A 19,701-nucleotide genomic window follows, 5' to 3' on the forward strand; every position below is an offset into this window, starting at 1 on the left:
ACGACCTAAGCAATGCAAATTTTTCGAATCTCCGTGGCAGCGGCCATGTCTTTGGTTGCGGCCGGATGCGACGCAAGTTCTTCGGTAGCTGCACCGACGCCGCTGAAGGAAGAATACGGGCTGACGATAGTCGGCTATAACTACACCTCGCGCTACATTCACAGCTTCAGCGTAGATGGACAGGGCGGAGGAAACATTCACGTAAGCAGCGCGACGAGCGGTGGCGGCGGCTCGGTTTGCTGCGCGTCCTACTTCCCCTCCGCAAAAAACACGACTGTAGCGGTTCGCTGGCAAGCGAGTGCCTGCCGCTACATCCATTCGATTCACAAGAACGGCGAGAAGGAGTGGGCTCATCACGGATTTTTCAAAGAACGCGAGGTGCCGGTGATGTTCAGGGCCGATGGCGAACCAGCATACCTTGAGGTTCACATATTCCCCGATGAGCATGTAGAAGCATTTGTCACAAGTAAATTATCGAAACCACGCTTATTGCTCAAGAAAGACCGAGCAAATGATTCCGAATATCCGAGGTGCCCGAATGACAAAGAGCCCGAATAAAGAAGCATCTATCGGCGACCTCAAAGCCCCAGCATTGAAGCCAACCGAGGACGGCCTGCGTTATGCTGCGGGTGCCGCGAATGAAGTTCCTGGGTCTTGCGCGGCTCCTGTGCGCATCGAATCAGCCATTGGATCGCTGGCTACCGCACTGAAAGAACAAGCGTCGTGACCCCGGATGGGAAGGAAAAATGGACGAACATTTTTGAATTTGAACGCGCCTTCGGCACTAGCGGCAGTGGAAACCACGTTTACAAGGAGACGTACAATCCGGACGCCAGAGAGGACTGAGACTGAAGGAGGACGACTAAATGACTACTGGCGGCGATTCACTTCGATTGATTGAGGCACTAGGATAGGATGAAAAAGATTCACTTGGTTTTTTTGTACCTGCTCTTTGCATCCGCAAAGGTGGATGCAGTTTGCTTTCAAAACAATCCACTCGTGCCTGCCGCGGCTAGCTTGAAAATTCATGTTGGGGAATCGCCAGAGTCACTCTGGGCATTTGGGAAATCCCCACATGGGTCCACACAGTCGCCATACCCGGCTGACCCACCTCCGCTATCGGATCAAACAGATTTCGTATTGCCGCAGGGATCGTCGCCGGTTCAGGTTTGGTTCTATGAGGAAAACACTAAAGCAAAGTTCAGAGTATGCCGCGTTGACAGTTGGGTCACCGTCAACAACTTTGATCGCACTGGCGAGCTAACGCGGAAACGGGGCAGCAATGTTCCGTCATCGCCCCTGCAAGAAAGTTTGGAGCGAACGAATCACGTTAGAGCCTTCAGCACGATCTACCGCTATGACGTACAAGGACGTATCGAAGCAATTGAGCAAGCAGATCTTCGGGCAGCCACAACACCAAAATTCAAAGCGTTGCATTGCCGTCGATACGACAATGCGGATCGTGTGATCCTTTGGGTGAATCCCAAACATACCGAACGCTGTCCAACCGCCGAGCCATCAGACCAGGACGAATGGCGCCAGTACAAGTATGGAATCAACAATGGAGAGGAGGTCAACCTCTTATCCCGCTGGCATATCCCTGGAAGTAACGGAAGTTGGGAAGAGCGCTGGGAACCATTCCGAACAGGCTCCGAACCGGGTGCAGCTTGGGGGAGCGCCAAGGTAGACTCACAGCGAGGGGTGCACGAAATAATTGGTTCGAACTACGGCAAGCTGGATGACAATGCCGCAAATACGGTAGTGAACGAATTCGGACACTGGACTGGCTCTAATTACTACTTTACGAAGCCCCCCATCCCTATCTCCGTTCTCGCCAATCCGGAAGAGACTTATAAGTACGATCGCCGACGCATTACAAACGTGGATGAAATGACGAGGCTTATAGAGTTCTTCAAAGCTGGCTCGCATCTGTCGACGCACCGCTACTATACGTTTGCAGGATATGTGGCCCGTCATGAGCAACTGGATAAAAACGGAAAATTAAAGCGAATCATCACGATCAACGACTGGAGGCAGCCTCGCCCGGGACCAAAACCTGACTTTGACGACAAGTTGCTTCAAGCGTCAATACCGCGCTTGATTGCACATCAGGTCTATCATCGTGTCTATGACATTGACGCGAACGGTCGCCCCAAGCTCGTCGCAGCAAGTTGGAATCGCGCAGTACGAAATCCATTGAAGAAAACGCCCTTGTCGGTAGCGGATCTTGTGTATGGCACACCTGATGGGAAAGCAAGATGGAAGAGCCGCGAAGCTTTCGAAGCTGCGTTCACCACAAGTAACACAGCCAGCCACGTGTATCCCGACTCACCGAAGAATGATGGCAATGAATAAGTGGCATTCCCCTTCCACACGGGCCACCTTCGCCTGGCGGCATTCGATCTGCGGCCATTCCTGATCCTTCGCACCGCAAAACACAAAGTGCGCCGGCCCGGAAATCTGGGAATCGGGAGAAGTGACGGAGTATGACAAGCGGTTGAAAGTCTCGCAGATCGTCAAAAAAACGAAACAAGTTAAGGGGCTTCATCTAAAGGTCGACGACATGGCCAAGAAGACCGAGGCTGCAGTTGAGAAGGAAAACGCCGGTGGGCAACTAACTGCCGATGAAGAAGCCCTAGTAGCTGAAGCAGAATACGGAACGCCTTATCCCTTGACGACGGATAAAGACACGGAAGATATGCGCAGCGCTGCAATCACGTGACAAACGTCCGCTCGGGGCGAAGGCGGGGTAATTCCCCCAGCAAACAATCTAACGAAAATCTCCATAAAACATGACACGTCTTATCAGCGCTCAACAACTGGTACTTATCTGTACGGCAGGTATCTCTCTTCCAAGCGTGGCAACAACGCCACCCACTTGGAAAACCGAATGCGTGGGTCGTACGCAATTCTCACTGCCTGTTGAAGTAGAAGTAGCTGGTCTTCCTTTCGAGAATTTTGCGGCGGCAATTGAGGGCGGAAGCAGGTCATCGGGAGCACAATTCATCGATGGACAGTGGGCCGACTACAGTCGAGTTTCCTACTTGGTAGGATTAATATTGGTATCAAATGAATTAAATGATACTCAGATTTCAGAATTGCGAGCACGCTTTAGTAAGCAACCTGAAGTTGATCGTAAGTATCTTAAAGAGCGATCAGCGCCCAGTTCAGGAGAGACCAATGTAACTGATGTGCATGACGACATGCGCCAACTACTTTCCTGGACAAGTGGCGCCAATATCTTATATCTCCAACGTATACGAAACCATCTCGTAACTGCTGAAGTATCAAGTCGGGACCAACAAATTGAGGAGTCAACCCAGATATTCAAGACACTTACCCAGCACACGATCTATCGCGATTTATTTACCGTTCCGGCCGGAAGCGGTGTTTGTTTGCCTTTTGCATTTGTTAAAGATCGTGGCGTAGAGCCGCGGTCGATAACCACGACTTATCGACTCAAGGCCCATCCAGATGTGACTATCATTGTTCAGGACGCAAGTGCACCTGCACTGGGCAAGTCGAACAGAAGGGTCGTGCCGCCCGATGAGGAAATTGATAATTTCTGGTCACAGTACGAGATCAGCCGAACGGGTAGAAAAGTAACTTCACATTGGAAAGTTAACGCAAAACGTTCCGTCCAGATCGATGGCCGTAAAGCAATAGCTTCATTTGTCGATATCGTACGAAAGGACAATAGTAAAGATATTGGCTATTTCGCTACCGTTCCAGGGAATTCCACTCCTAAAGCAGATACCCCCAAAATCACCTTAGCCGTGATTCGAGAAGCAAATCATGCTCGGGCGAAGGGAGTGCAGCCAATCGATGAGAAGGCATTTCTTGACCTCGTAGAGCGTATCGTTTTATCTATTTCGAAGCGGCCTCACTAGCCCAAACTAAACCGAGCGATCTACAATCTCGAAGACTTTTACTCGGCAATTTAGCCAGCGTCCAGCACAGCACTGAAGACCCATCGGAATATAGTTCTCTGGGAGCGAATAATTCCATTGAAGAAAACGCCCATGTCTATGGCGGACCTAGTGTATGGCACGCCTGATGGAAAAGTAAGACGGAAGAGCCGCGAAACTTTCGAAGTTGCGTTCACAACAAGTAACACAGCCAGCCACGACCTGCGGACTTGCCCGCCCATTCGCATCGTAATCAGAGCGACTAAGCGTCGAGGGATTTCAAAAGTCACCGGCAACCCTAATAAGCACTTAGCAGTTGACGTAGCGGTTAACATGAACGTTCCTGCATATCCGACAAATCAGGCTACAACATGATGCGATCAATCTCGTTCTTGGCGTTCTTTATGTTCGCGGGCGCGAACAGCAAAGCTGCGTGTTTCCAAGCTATTCCATTACTTCCTCCCTCCAAGGAGGTAAAAGCATATGTGGGTGATACTCCAGAGGGCCTCGACGTCTTTGGCGAATCGCCTTACGGTCGCGCGCATGCCCCTTATCCACCGGCACCACCGCGCGGATTGGCAAGTCCAGAGTCAATAAGGGTAGTTGCAGATCGAGCAGCAATTAAGGTTTGGTACTTCGAGCCCAAGGGCAAAATGCAGGCATCCCGTATTTGCCGAGTTGATTCGTGGGTATCGAAAGGAGCAACAGAACAACCTCAATCATTTTTTGATGAAATGGCGCGCAACGCGAGAGGAGATGTTCTTACTGAGAACCTGTTGAAGCGCGGACTCACAAAACTCTACACTAATACTTACGTCTACGACGAAAAAGGACGAATCGTACGAATCGAGCAGTCAGACTTCACTAAAGGAACGCCTTCGGCCTCGAAGGCATTGCATTGCCGCCGTTACGATGAACGAGATCGAGTGATACTGTGGGTCAAACCAGAACACACGATGAAATGCCCATCGGGTGAACCTTCCTTAAAAGACCAGTGGCGCGAGTACCGATTTGCCACTGTCGATGGAAAAGACGTTCAGTTGCGCCACCGCTGGCATTTCCCAGATGAGAAGGATCAGTGGCGCGAAGAGTGGGCGCCGTTCCAGATCGACAGTACGCCGGAATCTGTACGCGGACACGCGTATGTTGATGCGCCTCGAGGAGTGAAGGAAATATTCGGTTCGAATTATGGCAAGCGGGACAACAATGCCGCGAATATGGTGTTGGATGTGTTCGGGCGCTGGCAAGGGTCGACGTATTACTTTACGAAGCCTCCTGTGCCGCTTTCTGTACTCGAAAACCCCGACGAGATTTATAAATACGAACGCCGCCGCATGACCCGGCTGGATAATCAGTACCGCATGTACGAACTATTCAAGCCGAATGAACATATCTCAACGCACCGGATCTATATGCTGGAAGGATACGTGCTCAGGCACGAGCAACTAGACGCACAAGGTAAGATCAACCGGATCATCACGGTAAATGACTGGCGGCAGCCACGTCCTGGACCCAAACCTGACTTCGACGATAGCCGACTAAGCTCAAAAGTACCACGTCTGCTCGCCCATCAAATTTACCACCGCGTCTACGATGTTGATGCTAAAGGGCAGCCGACACTGGTAGCCGTAAGCTGGAATCGAGCCGTGTTAAATCCGCTAAAAAAGACCCCATTGTCAGTTGCTGATCTGGTTTTCGGTACACCCGATGGCACCCCAAGTTGGAAGAACCAAGATGAGTTCGATGCTGCTTTCAACACCAGTGGAGATGCGCGCCAAGTCTTCCCTGACATGCCAGATGATGAGCAATAAGCGCATGCAATGCCAGACACCGTTCGATACGTATTCGACCAGACTCAGTTACGGCCACTGATCGGCAGTCAGCTTAGAAACCGGAGCAGTAGCTACCGCTAACCTAGAGATAAAAGGCACTTGATTAAGGAAGGAGAAGTCATGAGGTACTTGGTAATCATCGTATGTTGCCTGGCACTTTCGGGATGTGCATCAAAGCCAAAGCAGGATGATTCGAACTACGGCGCTAGTATTGGGATAGTCAATCATACCGACAAGTTCATATACTCCGCAGCCGTAAATGGTGCAGGTGGAGGCAACATGGCCGCATATGGAGCCGGGTACGGCAATGTTTGCTGCGTAATGCTCCCCACCAAATGGCGCCCGGGAATGATGGTCTCGGTTCAATGGGATATGCCCGAAGGTAGCAAGCATGTCCCTCGCGAGAAGATAGTTGAGGTTGAAAGGTACGACGAGCCGGGCAGCATATATCTGCACTTCTTTCCTGAAGAGAAAGTGAGAGTTGTCGTATCACGATACTACGGGGGCACCCAAAAGCATCCCATTCCAGGCCCGATTGCCCCTACCCAGAAATAACTGAATATATGGTGATCTCTACTCCGCCTCTGGCTGGTTTTCCTGTAACCGATTTTCTTAAGCCAACACTACAAGAGCGATCGCAGATTGCGATGAAAAGCGCATCGTCGCATAAAGCACGAGCGGCAAGTCGGCACCGTTAAACCGAATGCGGACCGCTGTGAGCGTGAACAATTCACCCATACCAGTTGGTTCGCCGAGCACCCGGATCAGCTAGCGAAGAAGCAATCGAGCGCGTTAAAACCGTCGTGCCGTCCGTTACCTTGTCTGTTTTCGGCTTTCCTCGCGGTGCGGCTGAAGCAGCAGCGTTCTGCCATATGTTCGATGATCTACGCACGGAAGGCAGTCTCGCCAGGATCCCAACAGAAATCTGTTTCCTTGGTGTTTTCGATACCGTGGCGTCGGTTGGCGGCTCATCCTGCGGCATTCTTCGAAAACATATGCAGCTCTATTACCGTTGGCTGGCTGTACGAATGGAATCCTTTGAAGAGACCGCTAGTTTTAACGCAGCGTCTCCCCTAGGGCAGCAAGACGTCCGAGACTCATACTGTATGCTAGCAGGCGACCTGGACCCATCAGACAACACACGAAATGAAAGAAATGATGACTGCTTAAAAAGAGTTTCGAACGCAGAACGAAGTAATTTCTGCGGCAAAGGGGTCGCAGTTCATTCACTCCGCTGCCGCATCAGCCAGGCGCCGGCAACCACGGTGAACAGCATGACGATGCCGGCAATCACCCAGAACCCGCCAGCATCGTCCGCCAACGGGATGCCGCCCACATTCATGCCCAGCAAGCCGGCGATGATGTTGATCGGCAGCGCCAGCACGGTGACGATGGTCAGCACGTAGAGGCTGCGGTTGTTCGCTTCGCTGGCCAGCGCCGCGATCTCTTCCTGCAGCAGCTTGATGCGTTCCTGCAGCGCGGCCATGTCGTTCAGTACCACGGCAAATTCCTCGGTGGACTCGCGCAGCTCCTGGCGGTCCGCTTCGCTGGCCCAGGTGGGAGGACGCTGCAGCAGGCGGAACAGGGCTGCCGGTTCGGGCGCCAGCAGGCGTTGCAGTCGCACCAGCACCCGGCGCAGGGCGCCCAGGTCAGCACGCTTCAGTTTGAGCTTGCCAGACAGGAGGTTGTCCTCGATGCGGTCGACCTTGGCGGTCGCGTCGCGCACGATGCGGGTCAGCACGTCGGCCTGGTCGCGCAGCAGGTGGGTTAGCAGCACCACGCTGGAGGCCAGGTTCTCGCCGCCGCGCACGGCCTGGCGCAGGCGCTCGACGGCCTGCAGCGGCTTGCGGCGCGCGCTCACCACCAGGCGCCGGTCGACGCTCAGGCAGACGCTGGAGATGTCGGAGGGCTCGAAGCTGAAGTCGCGCAGCACGTCGTTGACCACCGCCACCAGGGTGTCGTCGGCCTGCTCGATGCGGGTCGAGCGCGCGCCTTCTTCGTGCAGGCTGTCGTAATATTCATTGGCCAGCGTGGCATGTTCGCGCATCCACTTTTCGCTGGCGGTGTTAGCAAGATTGAAATGCAGCCAGACGAATTCTCCGGCCGGGCTGGCTGGATCGCGCAGCCATTGCTCGGCTTCCGACGCTTCGATCGGGATCGCCTGGGCCGCGCGGCCGAACAAATAACCGCATACCAGGCCGCATTGGTCGGAGCCGTAGGTGACTGCATTAATTTGCATGAAGTTTCCAATCTGACAAAAAGGCCGGGGCTCGGCGGTTTAGTGTATGCTATAGCACTTCGGAACAACGGCTTTCATGCCAATTATGCAAGAGCACTCTAGTAGCGTCAGGAATGACGCTAAACCACACCGGTCGCTGTTCGAGCGACTCACCGCCCTGATTTCCCCTGAGCCCGAGAGCCGCTCTGAGCTGCTCGAAGTCCTGCACGATGCCCATGAGCGCAACCTGATCGATGCCGACGCGCTGTCGATGATCGAGGGTGTCTTCCAGGTGTCGGACCTGTCTGCGCGCGACATCATGATCCCGCGCTCGCAGATGGATGTCATCGACATTACCAAACCGATCGAGGAATGGATTCCGCTGGTGCTGGAGACGGCCCACTCGCGCTTCCCTGCCATCGAAGGTGAGCGCGACAAAGTGGTCGGCATCCTGCTGGCCAAGGACTTGCTGCGCTACTACGCGGAAGAAGAATTCGACGTGCGCGATATGCTGCGCCCGGCCATCTTCATCCCTGAATCGAAGCGCCTGAATGTGCTGCTGCGCGATTTCCGCGCCAACCATAACCATATGGCCATCGTGGTGGATGAGTACTCCGGCGTGGCCGGCCTGATCACCATCGAGGACGTGCTGGAGCAGATCGTCGGCGATATCGAGGACGAGTACGATTTCGACGAGGAAGAAGACAATATCCTCTCCATCAAGGAAGGCCGCCTGGGCCCGCGCTGGCGCGTCAAGGCGTTGACCGAGCTGGACCAGTTCAACGAGGAGCTGGATGCCGACCTGGCCGATGAGGATGTCGATACCATCGGCGGCCTGGTGGCCAAGCACCTGGGCCGCATGCCGCATAAGGGCGATACCTTCGACATCGCCAACCTGCGCTTTGAAGTGCTGCGCGCCGATGCGCGCCAGGTCCATGTGCTGACGGTGGAACGCCTGCCAGCCTCCATGGACGAGCAGGACTGATGCGCTGGCGTAAGACCAAGGCAGGCGAGCCGCCTGCCGCGCCCCGCTCTACCCGTAGCCGCATGCTGATCGCCGCCGTTGCCGGCGCGCTCGGCGTGTTTGCGTTCGCGCCGTTCGGCTGGTGGCCGCTGCAAATCCTTGCGCTGGCCCTGCTTACGTACCAGGCCTTGCGCGCGGACTCCATTCGCGCGGCGGCGCTGGTGGGCTGGGCGTTCGGCTTTGGCTGGTGCCTGGCGGGGTTCCATTGGCTGTACATCACGCTGAACAGCTTCTTCTACCTGCCGGCATGGCTGGCCGGTCCGGCCATCGCGCTGCTGGCGGCCGGCATGGCCTTGTATGCGGCGGGGGCCATGGGCGCTACCGCCTGGCTGCGCAAGCGCTGGCCACTGCCGCTGCCGGCGGCGACCTTGCTGGTGCTGCCCGCGTTCTGGGCTGTCTTTGAAGTGTTGCGCGGCTGGCTGTTCACCGGTTTCCCTTGGGTGACGGCGGGCTATGCCCACAATACTTCGCCGCTGGCCGGCTATGCGCCGGTGCTGGGCGTGTACGGCGTTAGCTGGCTGGCCGCCATCACCGCGGGCGCCCTGCCCTTGCTGATGCATCCCTTCCGCTACAAAGCCATTGCGCTGGTGGCGTTTATCTGGGTAGGCGGTTTTGCGCTGGGGCGCGTGGAATGGACGGCGCCAGCCGGGCAAGCGCTGTCGGTGCGCCTGGTGCAAGGCAATGTCGCGCTGGAGAACAAATTCAATATTGAACACATCGGCAACACCTTGCGCATGTACCAGCAGGTGGTGACCTCGGCCCCGGCCGACCTGATCGCCATTCCGGAAACCGGCGTGCCGCTGTTCCCGTCGCAACTGCCGCCCGGCTACCTCGATACTTACGGCAAGTTCGCGCGCCGCACCGGCAGCCATATCGTGCTGGGCATGCCGATGACTAACGGGCCTGAGTATTCCAACAGTGTGCTGGGCCTGGCGCCAAGCCTGGCTGCGAGCACTTACCGCTACGACAAGCACCACCTGGTGCCATTCGGCGAGTTCATCCCGACCGGTTTCCGCTGGTTCACCAACCTGATGCAGATCCCGCTCGGCGACCAGACGCGCGGCCCGGCCATCCAGGCGCCGTTTGCGGTGAAAGACCAGAAGGTGTTGCCGAACATCTGCTACGAGAACGTGTTCGGTGAGGAGATTGCCGAGCAAATTTCGCTGACCGGTGCGACGATCATGCTGAATGTGTCGGAGCTGGCCTGGTATGGCGAATCGATTGCCATCCCACAGCACTTGCAGATGTCGCAGATGCGGGCGCTGGAGATGGGGCGGCCGATGCTGAGCGCGACCAATACCGGGGCTACCGTGGTGATCTCGCCGCGCGGCGAGGTGACGCATGCGCTGCCTTATCGCCAGCCGGGCGTGCTGAGCGCGACGGTGCAGGGCATGTCGGGCGACACGCCCTACATCAAGCTGCAGAACAAGCTGTTCCTGGCCCTGGCAGCCCTATCAATCGCCGCCGCCTGGCTGTGGTCGCGCTTGCCTCGGAAGTAGAAACACGTCGTCGATGGTCTTGCCGGTAGCAGCCAGCAAGATCCATCGATCCAACTGCTTCAAGGTCGCCATCCCAGTTTTTCGTGGATGATTTCCTGGACATTTGCGTCCAACGTGCCAAAGCGTGCTGTGACGATGCTTTCGAGCGCCGTTCGTTTGGCGGAAAAAAGTCCATCGAGTCGGTCGATTTCGTTGCCGAGCTTAAGCCACACTCGCCGCCGCTCATCGGACGCCGTTTGTCCATTGGGTTTCAGGCCCAGGTTTTCCGCCAAGTCATCTGCATGACCTTTTGTGCGAGACATATCGCCAATCACGGCAAACTCCCAAAAACTTCATTAATTCCCTTTGCTTCAATCACCGCCAACGTCCACTTCTCAAGGTCCGGCAGTGCTCCCTCCGCTATGCGCAGCCTGGTGCCTTCGTCCAACGGTCCGAACCGCAACGCCAACTGGGACTCGAGCATGTGGCGCATTGCTGCCGAGCGACCCTCATCCCTGCCCTTCTCAAATCCCTTCTCAAGTCCCTTCTCGAGTCCCTTTTCAAGTCCCTTCTCAAGCCCCTTCTCCATTCCCTTTGCAATTCCCTGCTCAAGCCCCTGCGCCATCCCTCGCTCGAGCCCACGTTGCTCCGCGCGCTGCTCAATTAACATTACCCAGGCCATTTGATGTCTCCCCGCTAAAAGATTTTGCTGCTTCTCCAGTTCCACCTGTAATGCCTCAGGCAAACTCATCATCCGATCGATCAGGTCATAAACGTTAAGGAATTTCTCCCGGCTCCAGTCGCAAGTGTTGAGTCCCGTTAGCAAACTAGCTTTGACATTGAACCTGTCCATTGGTTCCCGGCGCGTGTGCAGCGTGCATAGGTGCGCGGAGACGAGCCAGGCAAAGACATTGTCGCTGAGCAGAAGTTCCGCAATGCGCGCCTCGAAATCGCGCAGCTTGACGACCTCGAATTCAAACGTCGTGTGAGTTTTACCGACAGTCAAATCGAAGTGATCATGGCGCCATGTCGGGCTGGGGTCGCCAAGGATGGCGATGCTGCGCACGGGCAAATGGAAGTGGTCGTACAGGCGATACTGGCAAACGTACATGCGCTCGGCAAACCCGCGCTGGCGGGCCACCTGGATCTCGATGTGCCACAGGCATGGCAGGCCATCGGGTCCCAAAGTCCGCAGCAGCTTATCGACGCGGAACAAGCCAAGTTTGCCGTCGCGCGAACAGCGATGCAACTCCTGGTCCTGGCTTTCAGGCGCGCCCAGGCCATCCCAGCGCTCGCACAGGAAAAGTTCAAGGAAATCAGTCCAGTAGCGTTCGATCGCCTGTTTCCAGACCGAATCAAAATCGGCATTCGTGGAGTTCATGCAGCTTGGACGCTGCGGCGGACCAGCGGTTCGTGGCCAACGCAGCAGGTTTGATACAGATCAAACCCGTGCCCGAAGGGCCGAAACTCTACAGGTTCCCGGCAAAAACCGCTAAAATGAGCCGTTTTAGCGATCCGATAACGCTCGCGCCCACGGCGCCACCAAGACCAAGATGCTGACATTTCAACAAATTATCCTGACCCTGCAATCCTACTGGGACAAGCAGGGCTGCGCACTGCTCCAGCCCTACGACATGGAAGTCGGCGCGGGCACCTTCCACACCGGCACCTTCCTGCGTGCCATCGGCCCTGAGCCTTGGCGCGCGGCCTACGTGCAGCCTTCGCGCCGCCCGAAAGATGGCCGCTACGGCGAGAACCCGAACCGCCTGCAGCACTACTACCAGTACCAGGTGGTGCTGAAGCCGGCCCCGGAAAACATCCTCGACCTGTACCTGGGTTCCCTGGAAGCGCTGGGCCTGGACCTGAAGCAGAACGACGTGCGCTTCGTGGAAGACGACTGGGAAAGCCCGACCCTGGGCGCCTGGGGCCTGGGCTGGGAAGTCTGGCTGAACGGCATGGAAGTCACCCAGTTCACCTACTTCCAGCAAGTGGGCGGCCTCGATTGCAAGCCTGTGCTGGGCGAAATCACCTACGGCGTCGAGCGCCTGGCCATGTACCTGCAGGGCGTGGAAAACGTCTACGACCTGATTTGGACCGAATGGGAAGAAGGTGGCGTCAAGAAGCAATTGAAGTACGGCGACGTGTTCCACCAGAACGAAGTGGAACAGTCGACCTACAACTTCGAGCACGCCAACACCGACCTGCTGTTCGCCCAATTCGCCAACCACGAATCGGAAGCCAAGCGCCTGATTGAACTGCAACTGGTACTGCCGGCCTACGAGCAGATCATGAAAGCCTCGCACAGCTTCAACATGCTGGATGCGCGCGGCGCCATCTCCGTGACCGAGCGCGCCGCCTACATCGGCCGCGTGCGCACCCTGTCGCGCATGGTGGCCCAGGCCTACTACGAGTCCCGCGAACGCCTCGGCTTCCCGATGGTCGCCAAATAAAAGAATACCGAACATGAATCAGACCCTGCTCATCGAACTGCTGACCGAAGAACTGCCGCCGAAAGCCCTGTCCAAGCTGGGCGCCGCTTTCGCCACCGGCATCGTCAACGGCCTGAAAGCGCGCGACTTCCTGGAAGAAGACAGCGTCGCCACCACCTACGCCACCCCGCGCCGCCTGGCCGTGTCCATCACCAAGGTGCGCGCCACCTCGCCGGACAAGCAGGTGCGCGAAAAGATCCTGCCGGTCGCCATCGCGCTGGACGCGGACGGCAACCCAACCGCGCCGCTGACCAAGAAGCTGGCCGCCATGGGCCTGTCGCACATCGGCGTGGCCGATATGGAGCGCGCCCAGGACGGCAAGGCTGAGAGCTTCTTCTACACCAAGCTGGCAGCCGGCTCCGCGCTGCAGGCAGGCGCCCAGGCCGCGCTGGAAGAAACCATCGCCAAGCTGCCTATCCCCAAGGTCATGAGCTACCAGCGTCCGGACGGCGAGACCGTGCAGTTTGTGCGTCCAGCCCACGCGCTGGTCGCCCTGCATGGCGCCAGCGTGCTGCCACTGACCCTGCTGGGCCTGACCGCCGCCAACAAGACCGAAGGCCACCGCTTCCTGACCGCACCGGGCAAGCGCGAAGTGACCATCGCCGACGCCGACAGCTACGCCGCCACCCTGGCCGAAGCGGGCAAGGTGGTTGCCGGCTTCGATGCGCGTAAAGACGCGATCCGCTCCGCCCTGCTGGCCAAGGCCGGCGCCGACCAGGTGCTGATGCCGGAAGCGCTGCTGGAAGAAGTGGCCTCCCTGGTCGAATGGCCGGTGGTGTACGAATGCCACTTCGAGGAAGAATTCCTGGCCGTGCCGCAGGAATGCCTGATCCTCACCATGCAGACCAACCAGAAGTACTTCGCCCTGACCGACGCCAACGGCAAGCTGCGCTCGCGCTTCCTGATCGTGTCCAACATCGCGACCGACACCCCGGCCGCCATCATCGGCGGCAATGAGCGCGTGGTGCGCCCGCGCCTGTCCGACGCCAAGTTCTTCTTCGAGCAGGACAAGAAGAAGACCCTGGAATCGCGCCTGCCACTGCTGAAGAACGTGGTCTACCACAACAAGCTGGGCACCCAGGCCGAGCGCTCCGAGCGCGTCACCTCGCTGGCCGCTGCGATTGCCGGCCGCCTGGGCGGCGACAAGGCGCTGGCCGAACGCGCCGCGCGCCTGTCCAAGGCCGACCTGCTGACCGATATGGTGGGCGAATTCCCTGAGCTGCAAGGCATCATGGGCACCTACTACGCGCGCCACGACGGCGAGCACGAAGAAGTCGCGCTGGCCGCCTCCGAGCACTACCAGCCGCGCTTCGCCGGCGACGCCCTGCCGTCCACCGCCACCGGCACCGCCGTGGCGCTGGCCGACAAGGTGGAAACCCTGGTCGGCATCTGGGCCATCGGCCTGCAGCCGACCGGCGACAAGGACCCGTTCGCGCTGCGCCGCCACGCACTGGGCGTGCTGCGCATGCTGGTGGAAAAGCGCCTGCCGCTGTCCATCTCCGCCCTGCTGGGCGACGCCGTGGCGCAGTTCGCGGCCGTGCCGAACTTCAAGGACCCGACCACCGAAGTCACCGCCTTCATGCTGGACCGCCTGCGCGGCATGCTGCGTGAGCGCGGCTTCAGCGTGAACGAGATCGAAGCCGTGGTGGCGCAGAACCCGGACCGCCTGGACGACATCGTGCAGCGCCTGGAGGCGGTGCAAGCCTTCGCCGCCCTGCCGGAATCGGTCTCGCTGGCTGGCGCCAACAAGCGCATCACCAACATCCTGAAGAAGAACGAGGAAGCGCTGGCGCAAGCGACCACCGTCAAGGCCGAACTGCTGCAGGACGCGGCCGAGAAGGCCCTGCACGCCGCCATGGGCCGCGTGGCGCCGGAAGTGGACGCCGCCTGGGCCAAGGGCGACTTCGCTGCCACCCTGAAGACCCTGGCGCAGCTGAAGGAGGAAGTCGACGCCTTCTTCAACGACGTGATGGTGATGGCCGAGGATATCGCGCTGCGCAACAACCGCCTGGCGCTGCTGTCTTCCCTGCACGGCATGATGAACCGCGTGGCGGACATCTCCAAGCTGGCCGCCTGACATGCCGCAAGCACTGCAAAAGCTGATCATCCTCGACCGCGATGGGGTCATCAACCACGACTCGCCGGACTTCATCAAGTCCCCCGACGAGTGGATCCCCATCCCCGGTTCGCTGGAAGCGATCGCCCGCCTGAACCAGGCTGGCTACCGCGTGGTGATTGCGTCGAACCAGTCGGGCATCGCCCGCCAGTACTTCGACATCAACACCCTGAACGCGATCCACCAGAAGATGCACCGCCTGGCGCAGCAGGTCGGCGCCGACATCGACGCCATCTTCTTCTGCCCACACGCGGCGGCCGACAACTGCGACTGCCGCAAGCCCAAACCCGGCATGTTCACGGAGATTTCGAAACGCTTCGAGATTTCCCTGAAGGGCGTGCCGACCGTGGGCGACTCGCTGCGCGACCTGCAGGCGGGCTTCATCAGCGGCTGCGTGCCCTACCTGGTGCTGACCGGCAAAGGCGAAAAAACCCATGCCACCGGCGGCCTGCCGCCCGGCACGCAGGTCTTCCCCGACCTGGCCGCCACTGTCGACCACATACTGAAATCAGAAAGCTAACATCCGGGTGCCAGCGCCGGATTTGCGCAGCATGTCCGGACCTGGCACCGCTAACTAGGAGACTGTCGTTGCGTAATTTCGTTTTGTTCCTGCGTTCCCTTTTGTTCACTGTGCTGATGGTCGTCGCCACCGTCATTTGGTCGGGAGTCTGCATGCTGGCGGCGCCGCTGCCATACAACAAACGCTATTACGTCACGTCGCGCTGGAATGTCTTCATGATCTGGTGCGCCAAGCATATCTGCGGCATTAACTACCAGTTCAAGGGCTACGAGAATTTCCCGGACGGCCCGGCCATCATCCTGTCCAAGCACCAGTCGGCGTGGGAAACCATCTTCCTGCTGGCAAACCTGCCACGCCCGCTGGTGTTTGTATTTAAAAAAGAAATCCTGTACATCCCCTTCTTCGGCTGGGGCATCGCGCTGCTGCGCATGATCCCGATCGACCGCAAGCAAGGCAAGAATGCATTCAAATCTGTTGTTGCGCACGGCAAGCGTCGCCTGAAAGACGGCCAATGGATTATCATGTTCCCGGAAGGGACCCGTATTCCGGTCGGCCAGCAAGGCAAGTACAAGAGCGGCGGCACGCGCCTGGCGGTGGAAACCAACACGCAGGTGGTGCCAATTGCGCTCAACTCCGGCGAATGCTGGCCAAAGAATTCCTTTATCAAGAAGCCGGGCACCGTGACGGTCTCGGTGGGCAAACCGATTTCGGCCGAGGGCAGGTCTCCGGACGAACTGATGGAACAGGTGGAACAGTGGATCGAATCAGAAATGCGCGTCATTTCGCCCCACGCCTACAACGCTGGCTAGCCGAAAAGGCTGAAGCGCAACAGGAGGCGCCGCCGCCAGCGGCCGCGCCTTCTTCCCCGTTTCCCGTTCCCGCTCCCGCGGCAGTGAACCTGCTGCGTCCTCCGGTGCAATTGCGCCGCCCCGATCCCGTCACCCCGCCGGTCACCGGCGACCAGGACAAGCGCCAGCTGCTGGTCGGCGAATACATCCTCGAATATGTGCTGAAGCGCTCCACCCGCCGCTCGATCGGCTTCACGGTGGACGATACCGGCCTGTATGTGACCGCGCCCAAGCGCTGCTCGCTGGCCGATATCGACAACGCCATCCGCGCCAAGCAGCACTGGATCCTGTCCAAGCTCGACGAAAGGCGCCAGCGCCGCGCCGCGCGCCTGGAAAAGCCGCCCATCGTCTGGGAGGACGGCGCCCGGCTACCCTACCTGGGCGGCGAAATCACGCTGCGCCTGTACCAGGCGCCGCGCAACCGCACCGAGTTCGATCCGGTGGCCATGGAACTGTCCATGGGGCTGGTGCAAGGCGCCACCGAGCAGCTGCTCAAGGAACGCGTGAAGAACTGGTACAAGGCGCAGGCCGAGGGCCTGTTCCAGCAGCGCCTGGACCTGTACGCGGCGCGCCTGGGCGTGCAGTACGCCGGCTTCTCGCTCTCCTCCGCCGACACGCGCTGGGGCTCCTGCACCGCGCAGCGCACCATCCGCCTGAACTGGAAGCTGATCCACTTTTCGCTGCCGCTGATCGACTACGTGGCGGCGCACGAACTGGCGCACATCCTGGAAATGAACCACAGCCCGCGTTTCTGGGCCAATGTCGGCCGCATCTACCCGCAGTACGAGGAAGCCAAGCAGCTGCTGCGCAAACGCGCCGCCGAACTGCCGCCGCTCTTCACCTGATGCGGCGCCTGGCCATGGCGATGGCACTGCCGCCACTGCTGGCCGCTTGCGCGCTGGTTCAAGCGGTGCAGCCGCGCTATACGGTTGTCACAGTCGATCCGGCCCGCGCCCGCCTGCAACTGTTCCTGAAAGACCCTCAAGGCCACCCATACAAGCGCCTGCATCATGTCGCGGCCGACGTGGCGAAGCGTGGCAAACAACTCACGTTTGCCATGAATGCCGGCATGTACCATGCGGACTTTTCCCCGGTTGGCCTGTACGTGGCGGACGGCATCGTGCATTCAGCGCTCAACCTGGAGCGCGGCAAAGGCAATTTCTTCCTGCGTCCCAATGGCGTGTTCTTCGTCGCAGGCTCCGCTGCCCACGTGGTGGAATCCTCGGAGTTTCCTGCGCTGGCCGGCAAGGCACGTATCGCAACGCAATCCGGGCCCATGCTGCTGACGCGCGGATTGATCAACCCTCTCTTCGACCCCGGGTCGCGGTCGGTCCATATTCGCAATGGCGTTTGCACAACGCAGGGCGTGGCGAAATTCGTGATCAGCAATGAGCCGGTCAATTTTTACGAGTTCGCCCGCTATATGCGCGACGACTTGCAGTGCCGCGATGCGTTGTACCTCGATGGCTCGGTCTCGTCGCTGTATTCGCCCGCGCTTGGCCGCAACGACAGTCGCAGCGACCTGGGCCCCATCATCGGGGTGGTGGCCGATTAAAGCCAGCCCGCTTCGCGCGCCAGGCGGAAGGCTTCGACGCGGTTGCCGGCGTTGAGTTTGCTGATCGCTTCCGACAGGTAGTTGCGCACCGTGCCTTCGGACAGGCTCAGTTGGCGCGCAATGTCGGCGCCGCTGCGGCCCTCGCCGGCCAGGCGCAGCACCTGGCGTTCGCGTTCGCTCAAGGGGTCTTCGCCGCCGCTCCAGCTTTCCAGCGCCAGCTCGGGGGCGATGGCGCGGCCGCCGGCGTGCACGCTGCGGATGGCGGCGGCCAGTGATTCGGATGGGGCGTCTTTCAGCAGGTAGCCGCGCACGCCGGCTGCCATGGCGCGCCGCAAATAGCCGGAGCGCGCAAAGGTGGTGACGATCACCACGCGCGCCGCGGCGCCGCGTTCAGCCAGGGCGGCGGCCAGCTCCAGGCCGGTCATCAGCGGCATTTCAATATCGGTCAGCACGATGTCGGGCTGCAGCTCGGCGCATAGGGCCAGCGCTTCCTGCCCGTTGCGCGCCTGGCCCACCACATCCAGGTCGGGCTCCAGTTTCAGCAGCGCGGCCAGCGCGCCCAGCACCATCGACTGGTCTTCGGCAATCAATACCCGGATCATGCAGCAGCTCCCATCGGTAAATAGAGTTCCAGCGCCAGCCCGCTTTCCGCGTGCAGCGTCAGGCGGCCGCCAGCGGCGGCGACGCGCTCGCGCATGCCGCGCAGGCCGTTGCCGCGCGCCAGCGCCGCGCCGTCGACCGGGGCGCGGCCGTCGTCGCTGATGTGGCAGACGATCTGCCCGCCCTCCTGCCGCACGCTGACCTGGCAGCGCGTGGCGTTGGCGTGGCGCAGGATGTTGGTGACCGCTTCGCGCAGGGCCAGCGCCAGCACGTTTTCCGCCGTGGCGGGCATGGCGAAGGGCTGCACCTCGGCCTCCAGCCTGACATCGGCGGCGGCCAGGGCGGCGCGCGCCTGCGCCAGCTCCTGCGCAAAGCCGGTCTGGCGGTAGCCGGTGACGGCGCTGCGCACTTCGGCCAGTGCGTGGCGCGCGGTGGTTTCGATATCCTTGATTTCCTTCGCCGTGGCGGCCGTATCGCGCTCCAGCAGGCGCCCCGCCAGTTCGGCCTTGATGGCGATCAGCGACAGCGTGTGCCCGAGCAGGTCGTGCAGGTCGCGCGAGATGCGTTCGCGTTCGGCGATACGGGCGATGTGCTCGACCTCCTCCTGCTTGCGCAGCAGCAGCTGGGCCGAGCGGCGCACGCGCGCATCCATCACGCTGGCGATGCCGACCGGCGCGCCAACTGCCAGCGTCGGCAGCAGGAAGCTGAGCGGCAGGCCGCGCAGCGCCGCCATCAGCGCGGCGCCGCCCAGGATCAGGCCGATGGCCAGGTAGGCCTGGCGCGGGCGTTCCAGCGCAGCGCACATGGCGCAGGCGAAAATGAAGAAGGTGGAGGCGCCGAAGTTATGCGGCGCCCAGGCCACGCCCAGCGCCACCGTCGCCAGCAGCACCGGCACGGCGCGCCGGTTGCGCAGCCAGTAGCTGGCGAAATACATCGGCACGAAAACAAGCACCGACAACAGCAGCAGGCCGACCTCCAGCGGATCGGGCCGCACATAGAAGAACTTCCACACGAAGAAGTTCAGCGACAGCAGCCACAGGTACGGCGCCTTGCCCAGGTACGGCGGCACCCAGGGTCCGGCCAGCAGTCGCCTGAACTTCTCCATCCTTGCTC

At 59.5% G+C, this 19,701-nt stretch carries 19 protein-coding genes; 14 read left to right on the plus strand and 5 right to left on the minus strand.

Annotated elements, in window-relative coordinates; translation table 11 throughout:
• The first annotated feature begins 12 nt into the window (after positions 1–12).
• The 6 genes from ACE3TQ_RS10135 to ACE3TQ_RS10160 all read left to right on the plus strand — a co-directional run bounded on the left by ACE3TQ_RS10135 (position 13) and on the right by ACE3TQ_RS10160 (position 6,295).
• Complete coding sequence (locus ACE3TQ_RS10135; protein WP_374582014.1) at positions 13–558, plus strand: DUF3304 domain-containing protein; 546 nt, start codon at positions 13–15, stop codon at positions 556–558.
• Between the two features lie 357 nt (positions 559–915).
• Positions 916–2,355, plus strand: coding sequence for a hypothetical protein (locus ACE3TQ_RS10140; protein ID WP_374582015.1), 1,440 nt, complete (start codon positions 916–918; stop codon positions 2,353–2,355).
• 121 nt (positions 2,356–2,476) lie between these two features.
• The gene (locus ACE3TQ_RS10145; RefSeq protein WP_374582016.1) at positions 2,477–2,722 is read left to right on the plus strand and encodes a hypothetical protein; all 246 of its coding nucleotides are present in this window, start codon (positions 2,477–2,479) and stop codon (positions 2,720–2,722) included.
• A 70-nt stretch (positions 2,723–2,792) separates the two neighbouring features.
• Positions 2,793–3,890 carry a T6SS immunity protein Tli4 family protein gene (locus tag ACE3TQ_RS10150; protein WP_374582018.1) on the plus strand — a complete coding sequence of 366 codons (1,098 nt, stop codon included), beginning with the start codon at positions 2,793–2,795 and terminating at the stop codon, positions 3,888–3,890.
• A 389-nt stretch (positions 3,891–4,279) separates the two neighbouring features.
• Positions 4,280–5,719 (plus strand): hypothetical protein, encoded by a 1,440-nt coding sequence (locus ACE3TQ_RS10155; RefSeq protein ID WP_374582019.1) that lies wholly within the window; start codon positions 4,280–4,282, stop codon positions 5,717–5,719.
• A gap of 141 nt (positions 5,720–5,860) precedes the next feature.
• Positions 5,861–6,295, plus strand: coding sequence for a DUF3304 domain-containing protein (locus tag ACE3TQ_RS10160; protein ID WP_374582020.1), 435 nt, complete (start codon positions 5,861–5,863; stop codon positions 6,293–6,295).
• A 667-nt stretch (positions 6,296–6,962) separates the two neighbouring features.
• On the opposite strand, the gene ACE3TQ_RS10165 is transcribed toward ACE3TQ_RS10160, so the two are convergent.
• Positions 6,963–7,979: a transporter gene (locus tag ACE3TQ_RS10165; protein WP_374582021.1), complete on the minus strand. Its 1,017-nt coding sequence runs from the start codon at positions 7,977–7,979 to the stop codon at positions 6,963–6,965.
• An 85-nt stretch (positions 7,980–8,064) separates the two neighbouring features.
• On the opposite strand from ACE3TQ_RS10165, the gene ACE3TQ_RS10170 reads away from it, so the two are divergent.
• Both ACE3TQ_RS10170 and lnt read left to right on the plus strand, forming a co-directional pair.
• Positions 8,065–8,943 (plus strand): HlyC/CorC family transporter, encoded by an 879-nt coding sequence (locus ACE3TQ_RS10170; RefSeq protein WP_374582058.1) that lies wholly within the window; start codon positions 8,065–8,067, stop codon positions 8,941–8,943.
• On the plus strand, positions 8,943–10,481 hold the full coding sequence (lnt, locus tag ACE3TQ_RS10175) for an apolipoprotein N-acyltransferase (RefSeq protein WP_374582022.1): 1,539 nt from the start codon (positions 8,943–8,945) through the stop codon (positions 10,479–10,481). Before ACE3TQ_RS10170 ends, lnt begins: the two co-directional genes overlap by 1 nt.
• A gap of 59 nt (positions 10,482–10,540) precedes the next feature.
• On the opposite strand, the gene ACE3TQ_RS10180 is transcribed toward lnt, so the two are convergent.
• Both ACE3TQ_RS10180 and ACE3TQ_RS10185 read right to left on the minus strand, forming a co-directional pair.
• Positions 10,541–10,795: a hypothetical protein gene (locus ACE3TQ_RS10180; protein WP_374582023.1), complete on the minus strand. Its 255-nt coding sequence runs from the start codon at positions 10,793–10,795 to the stop codon at positions 10,541–10,543.
• The gene (locus tag ACE3TQ_RS10185; RefSeq protein WP_374582024.1) at positions 10,792–11,841 is read right to left on the minus strand and encodes a hypothetical protein; all 1,050 of its coding nucleotides are present in this window, start codon (positions 11,839–11,841) and stop codon (positions 10,792–10,794) included. Before ACE3TQ_RS10185 ends, ACE3TQ_RS10180 begins: the two co-directional genes overlap by 4 nt.
• Positions 11,842–12,013: 172 nt before the next feature.
• On the opposite strand from ACE3TQ_RS10185, the gene glyQ reads away from it, so the two are divergent.
• The 6 genes from glyQ to ACE3TQ_RS10215 all read left to right on the plus strand — a co-directional run bounded on the left by glyQ (position 12,014) and on the right by ACE3TQ_RS10215 (position 17,988).
• Positions 12,014–12,910: a glycine--tRNA ligase subunit alpha gene (glyQ, locus tag ACE3TQ_RS10190; protein ID WP_374582025.1), complete on the plus strand. Its 897-nt coding sequence runs from the start codon at positions 12,014–12,016 to the stop codon at positions 12,908–12,910.
• Positions 12,911–12,923: 13 nt separating this feature from the next.
• Entirely contained in the window at positions 12,924–15,026 is a 2,103-nt protein-coding gene (gene glyS / locus ACE3TQ_RS10195) for a glycine--tRNA ligase subunit beta (protein ID WP_374582026.1), read from the plus strand.
• Between the two features lies 1 nt (position 15,027).
• A complete protein-coding gene (gmhB, locus tag ACE3TQ_RS10200) occupies positions 15,028–15,585 on the plus strand; it encodes a D-glycero-beta-D-manno-heptose 1,7-bisphosphate 7-phosphatase (protein ID WP_374582027.1) in 558 nt (185 codons plus the stop codon).
• Between the two features lie 68 nt (positions 15,586–15,653).
• Complete coding sequence (locus ACE3TQ_RS10205; RefSeq protein WP_374582028.1) at positions 15,654–16,394, plus strand: lysophospholipid acyltransferase family protein; 741 nt, start codon at positions 15,654–15,656, stop codon at positions 16,392–16,394.
• Positions 16,395–16,477: 83 nt separating this feature from the next.
• Complete coding sequence (locus tag ACE3TQ_RS10210; protein ID WP_374582029.1) at positions 16,478–17,278, plus strand: M48 family metallopeptidase; 801 nt, start codon at positions 16,478–16,480, stop codon at positions 17,276–17,278.
• 14 nt (positions 17,279–17,292) lie between these two features.
• A complete protein-coding gene (locus ACE3TQ_RS10215; RefSeq protein WP_374582031.1) occupies positions 17,293–17,988 on the plus strand; it encodes a phosphodiester glycosidase family protein in 696 nt (231 codons plus the stop codon).
• On the opposite strand, the gene ACE3TQ_RS10220 is transcribed toward ACE3TQ_RS10215, so the two are convergent.
• Complete coding sequence (locus ACE3TQ_RS10220) at positions 17,985–18,590, minus strand: response regulator (RefSeq protein WP_374582032.1); 606 nt, start codon at positions 18,588–18,590, stop codon at positions 17,985–17,987. The two genes, ACE3TQ_RS10215 and ACE3TQ_RS10220, sit on opposite strands and share 4 nt — an antisense overlap.
• Complete coding sequence (locus tag ACE3TQ_RS10225) at positions 18,587–19,693, minus strand: sensor histidine kinase (RefSeq protein ID WP_374582033.1); 1,107 nt, start codon at positions 19,691–19,693, stop codon at positions 18,587–18,589. Before ACE3TQ_RS10225 ends, ACE3TQ_RS10220 begins: the two co-directional genes overlap by 4 nt.
• Positions 19,694–19,701 lie beyond the last annotated feature (8 nt).

The organism is Pseudoduganella sp., from assembly GCF_041914865.1.
In the GTDB taxonomy this organism is placed as follows: domain Bacteria; phylum Pseudomonadota; class Gammaproteobacteria; order Burkholderiales; family Burkholderiaceae_D; genus Rugamonas.

What these genes read in the sequence shown, in the direction of transcription:
- ACE3TQ_RS10155 (WP_374582019.1), top strand. Translation starts at nt 4,280, where the DNA reads ATGATGCGATCAATCTCGTTCTTGGCGTTCTTTATGTTCGCGGGCGCG.
- ACE3TQ_RS10170 (WP_374582058.1), top strand. Translation starts at nt 8,065, where the DNA reads ATGCAAGAGCACTCTAGTAGCGTCAGGAATGACGCTAAACCACACCGG.
- ACE3TQ_RS10215 (WP_374582031.1), top strand. Translation starts at nt 17,293, where the DNA reads ATGGCGATGGCACTGCCGCCACTGCTGGCCGCTTGCGCGCTGGTTCAA.
- ACE3TQ_RS10160 (WP_374582020.1), top strand. Translation starts at nt 5,861, where the DNA reads ATGAGGTACTTGGTAATCATCGTATGTTGCCTGGCACTTTCGGGATGT.
- ACE3TQ_RS10185 (WP_374582024.1), bottom strand. Translation starts at nt 11,841, where the DNA reads ATGAACTCCACGAATGCCGATTTTGATTCGGTCTGGAAACAGGCGATC.
- gmhB (WP_374582027.1), top strand. Translation starts at nt 15,028, where the DNA reads ATGCCGCAAGCACTGCAAAAGCTGATCATCCTCGACCGCGATGGGGTC.
- ACE3TQ_RS10140 (WP_374582015.1), top strand. Translation starts at nt 916, where the DNA reads ATGAAAAAGATTCACTTGGTTTTTTTGTACCTGCTCTTTGCATCCGCA.
- glyS (WP_374582026.1), top strand. Translation starts at nt 12,924, where the DNA reads ATGAATCAGACCCTGCTCATCGAACTGCTGACCGAAGAACTGCCGCCG.
- ACE3TQ_RS10135 (WP_374582014.1), top strand. Translation starts at nt 13, where the DNA reads ATGCAAATTTTTCGAATCTCCGTGGCAGCGGCCATGTCTTTGGTTGCG.
- ACE3TQ_RS10150 (WP_374582018.1), top strand. Translation starts at nt 2,793, where the DNA reads ATGACACGTCTTATCAGCGCTCAACAACTGGTACTTATCTGTACGGCA.
- ACE3TQ_RS10220 (WP_374582032.1), bottom strand. Translation starts at nt 18,590, where the DNA reads ATGATCCGGGTATTGATTGCCGAAGACCAGTCGATGGTGCTGGGCGCG.
- ACE3TQ_RS10225 (WP_374582033.1), bottom strand. Translation starts at nt 19,693, where the DNA reads ATGGAGAAGTTCAGGCGACTGCTGGCCGGACCCTGGGTGCCGCCGTAC.
- glyQ (WP_374582025.1), top strand. Translation starts at nt 12,014, where the DNA reads ATGCTGACATTTCAACAAATTATCCTGACCCTGCAATCCTACTGGGAC.
- ACE3TQ_RS10165 (WP_374582021.1), bottom strand. Translation starts at nt 7,979, where the DNA reads ATGCAAATTAATGCAGTCACCTACGGCTCCGACCAATGCGGCCTGGTA.
- lnt (WP_374582022.1), top strand. Translation starts at nt 8,943, where the DNA reads ATGCGCTGGCGTAAGACCAAGGCAGGCGAGCCGCCTGCCGCGCCCCGC.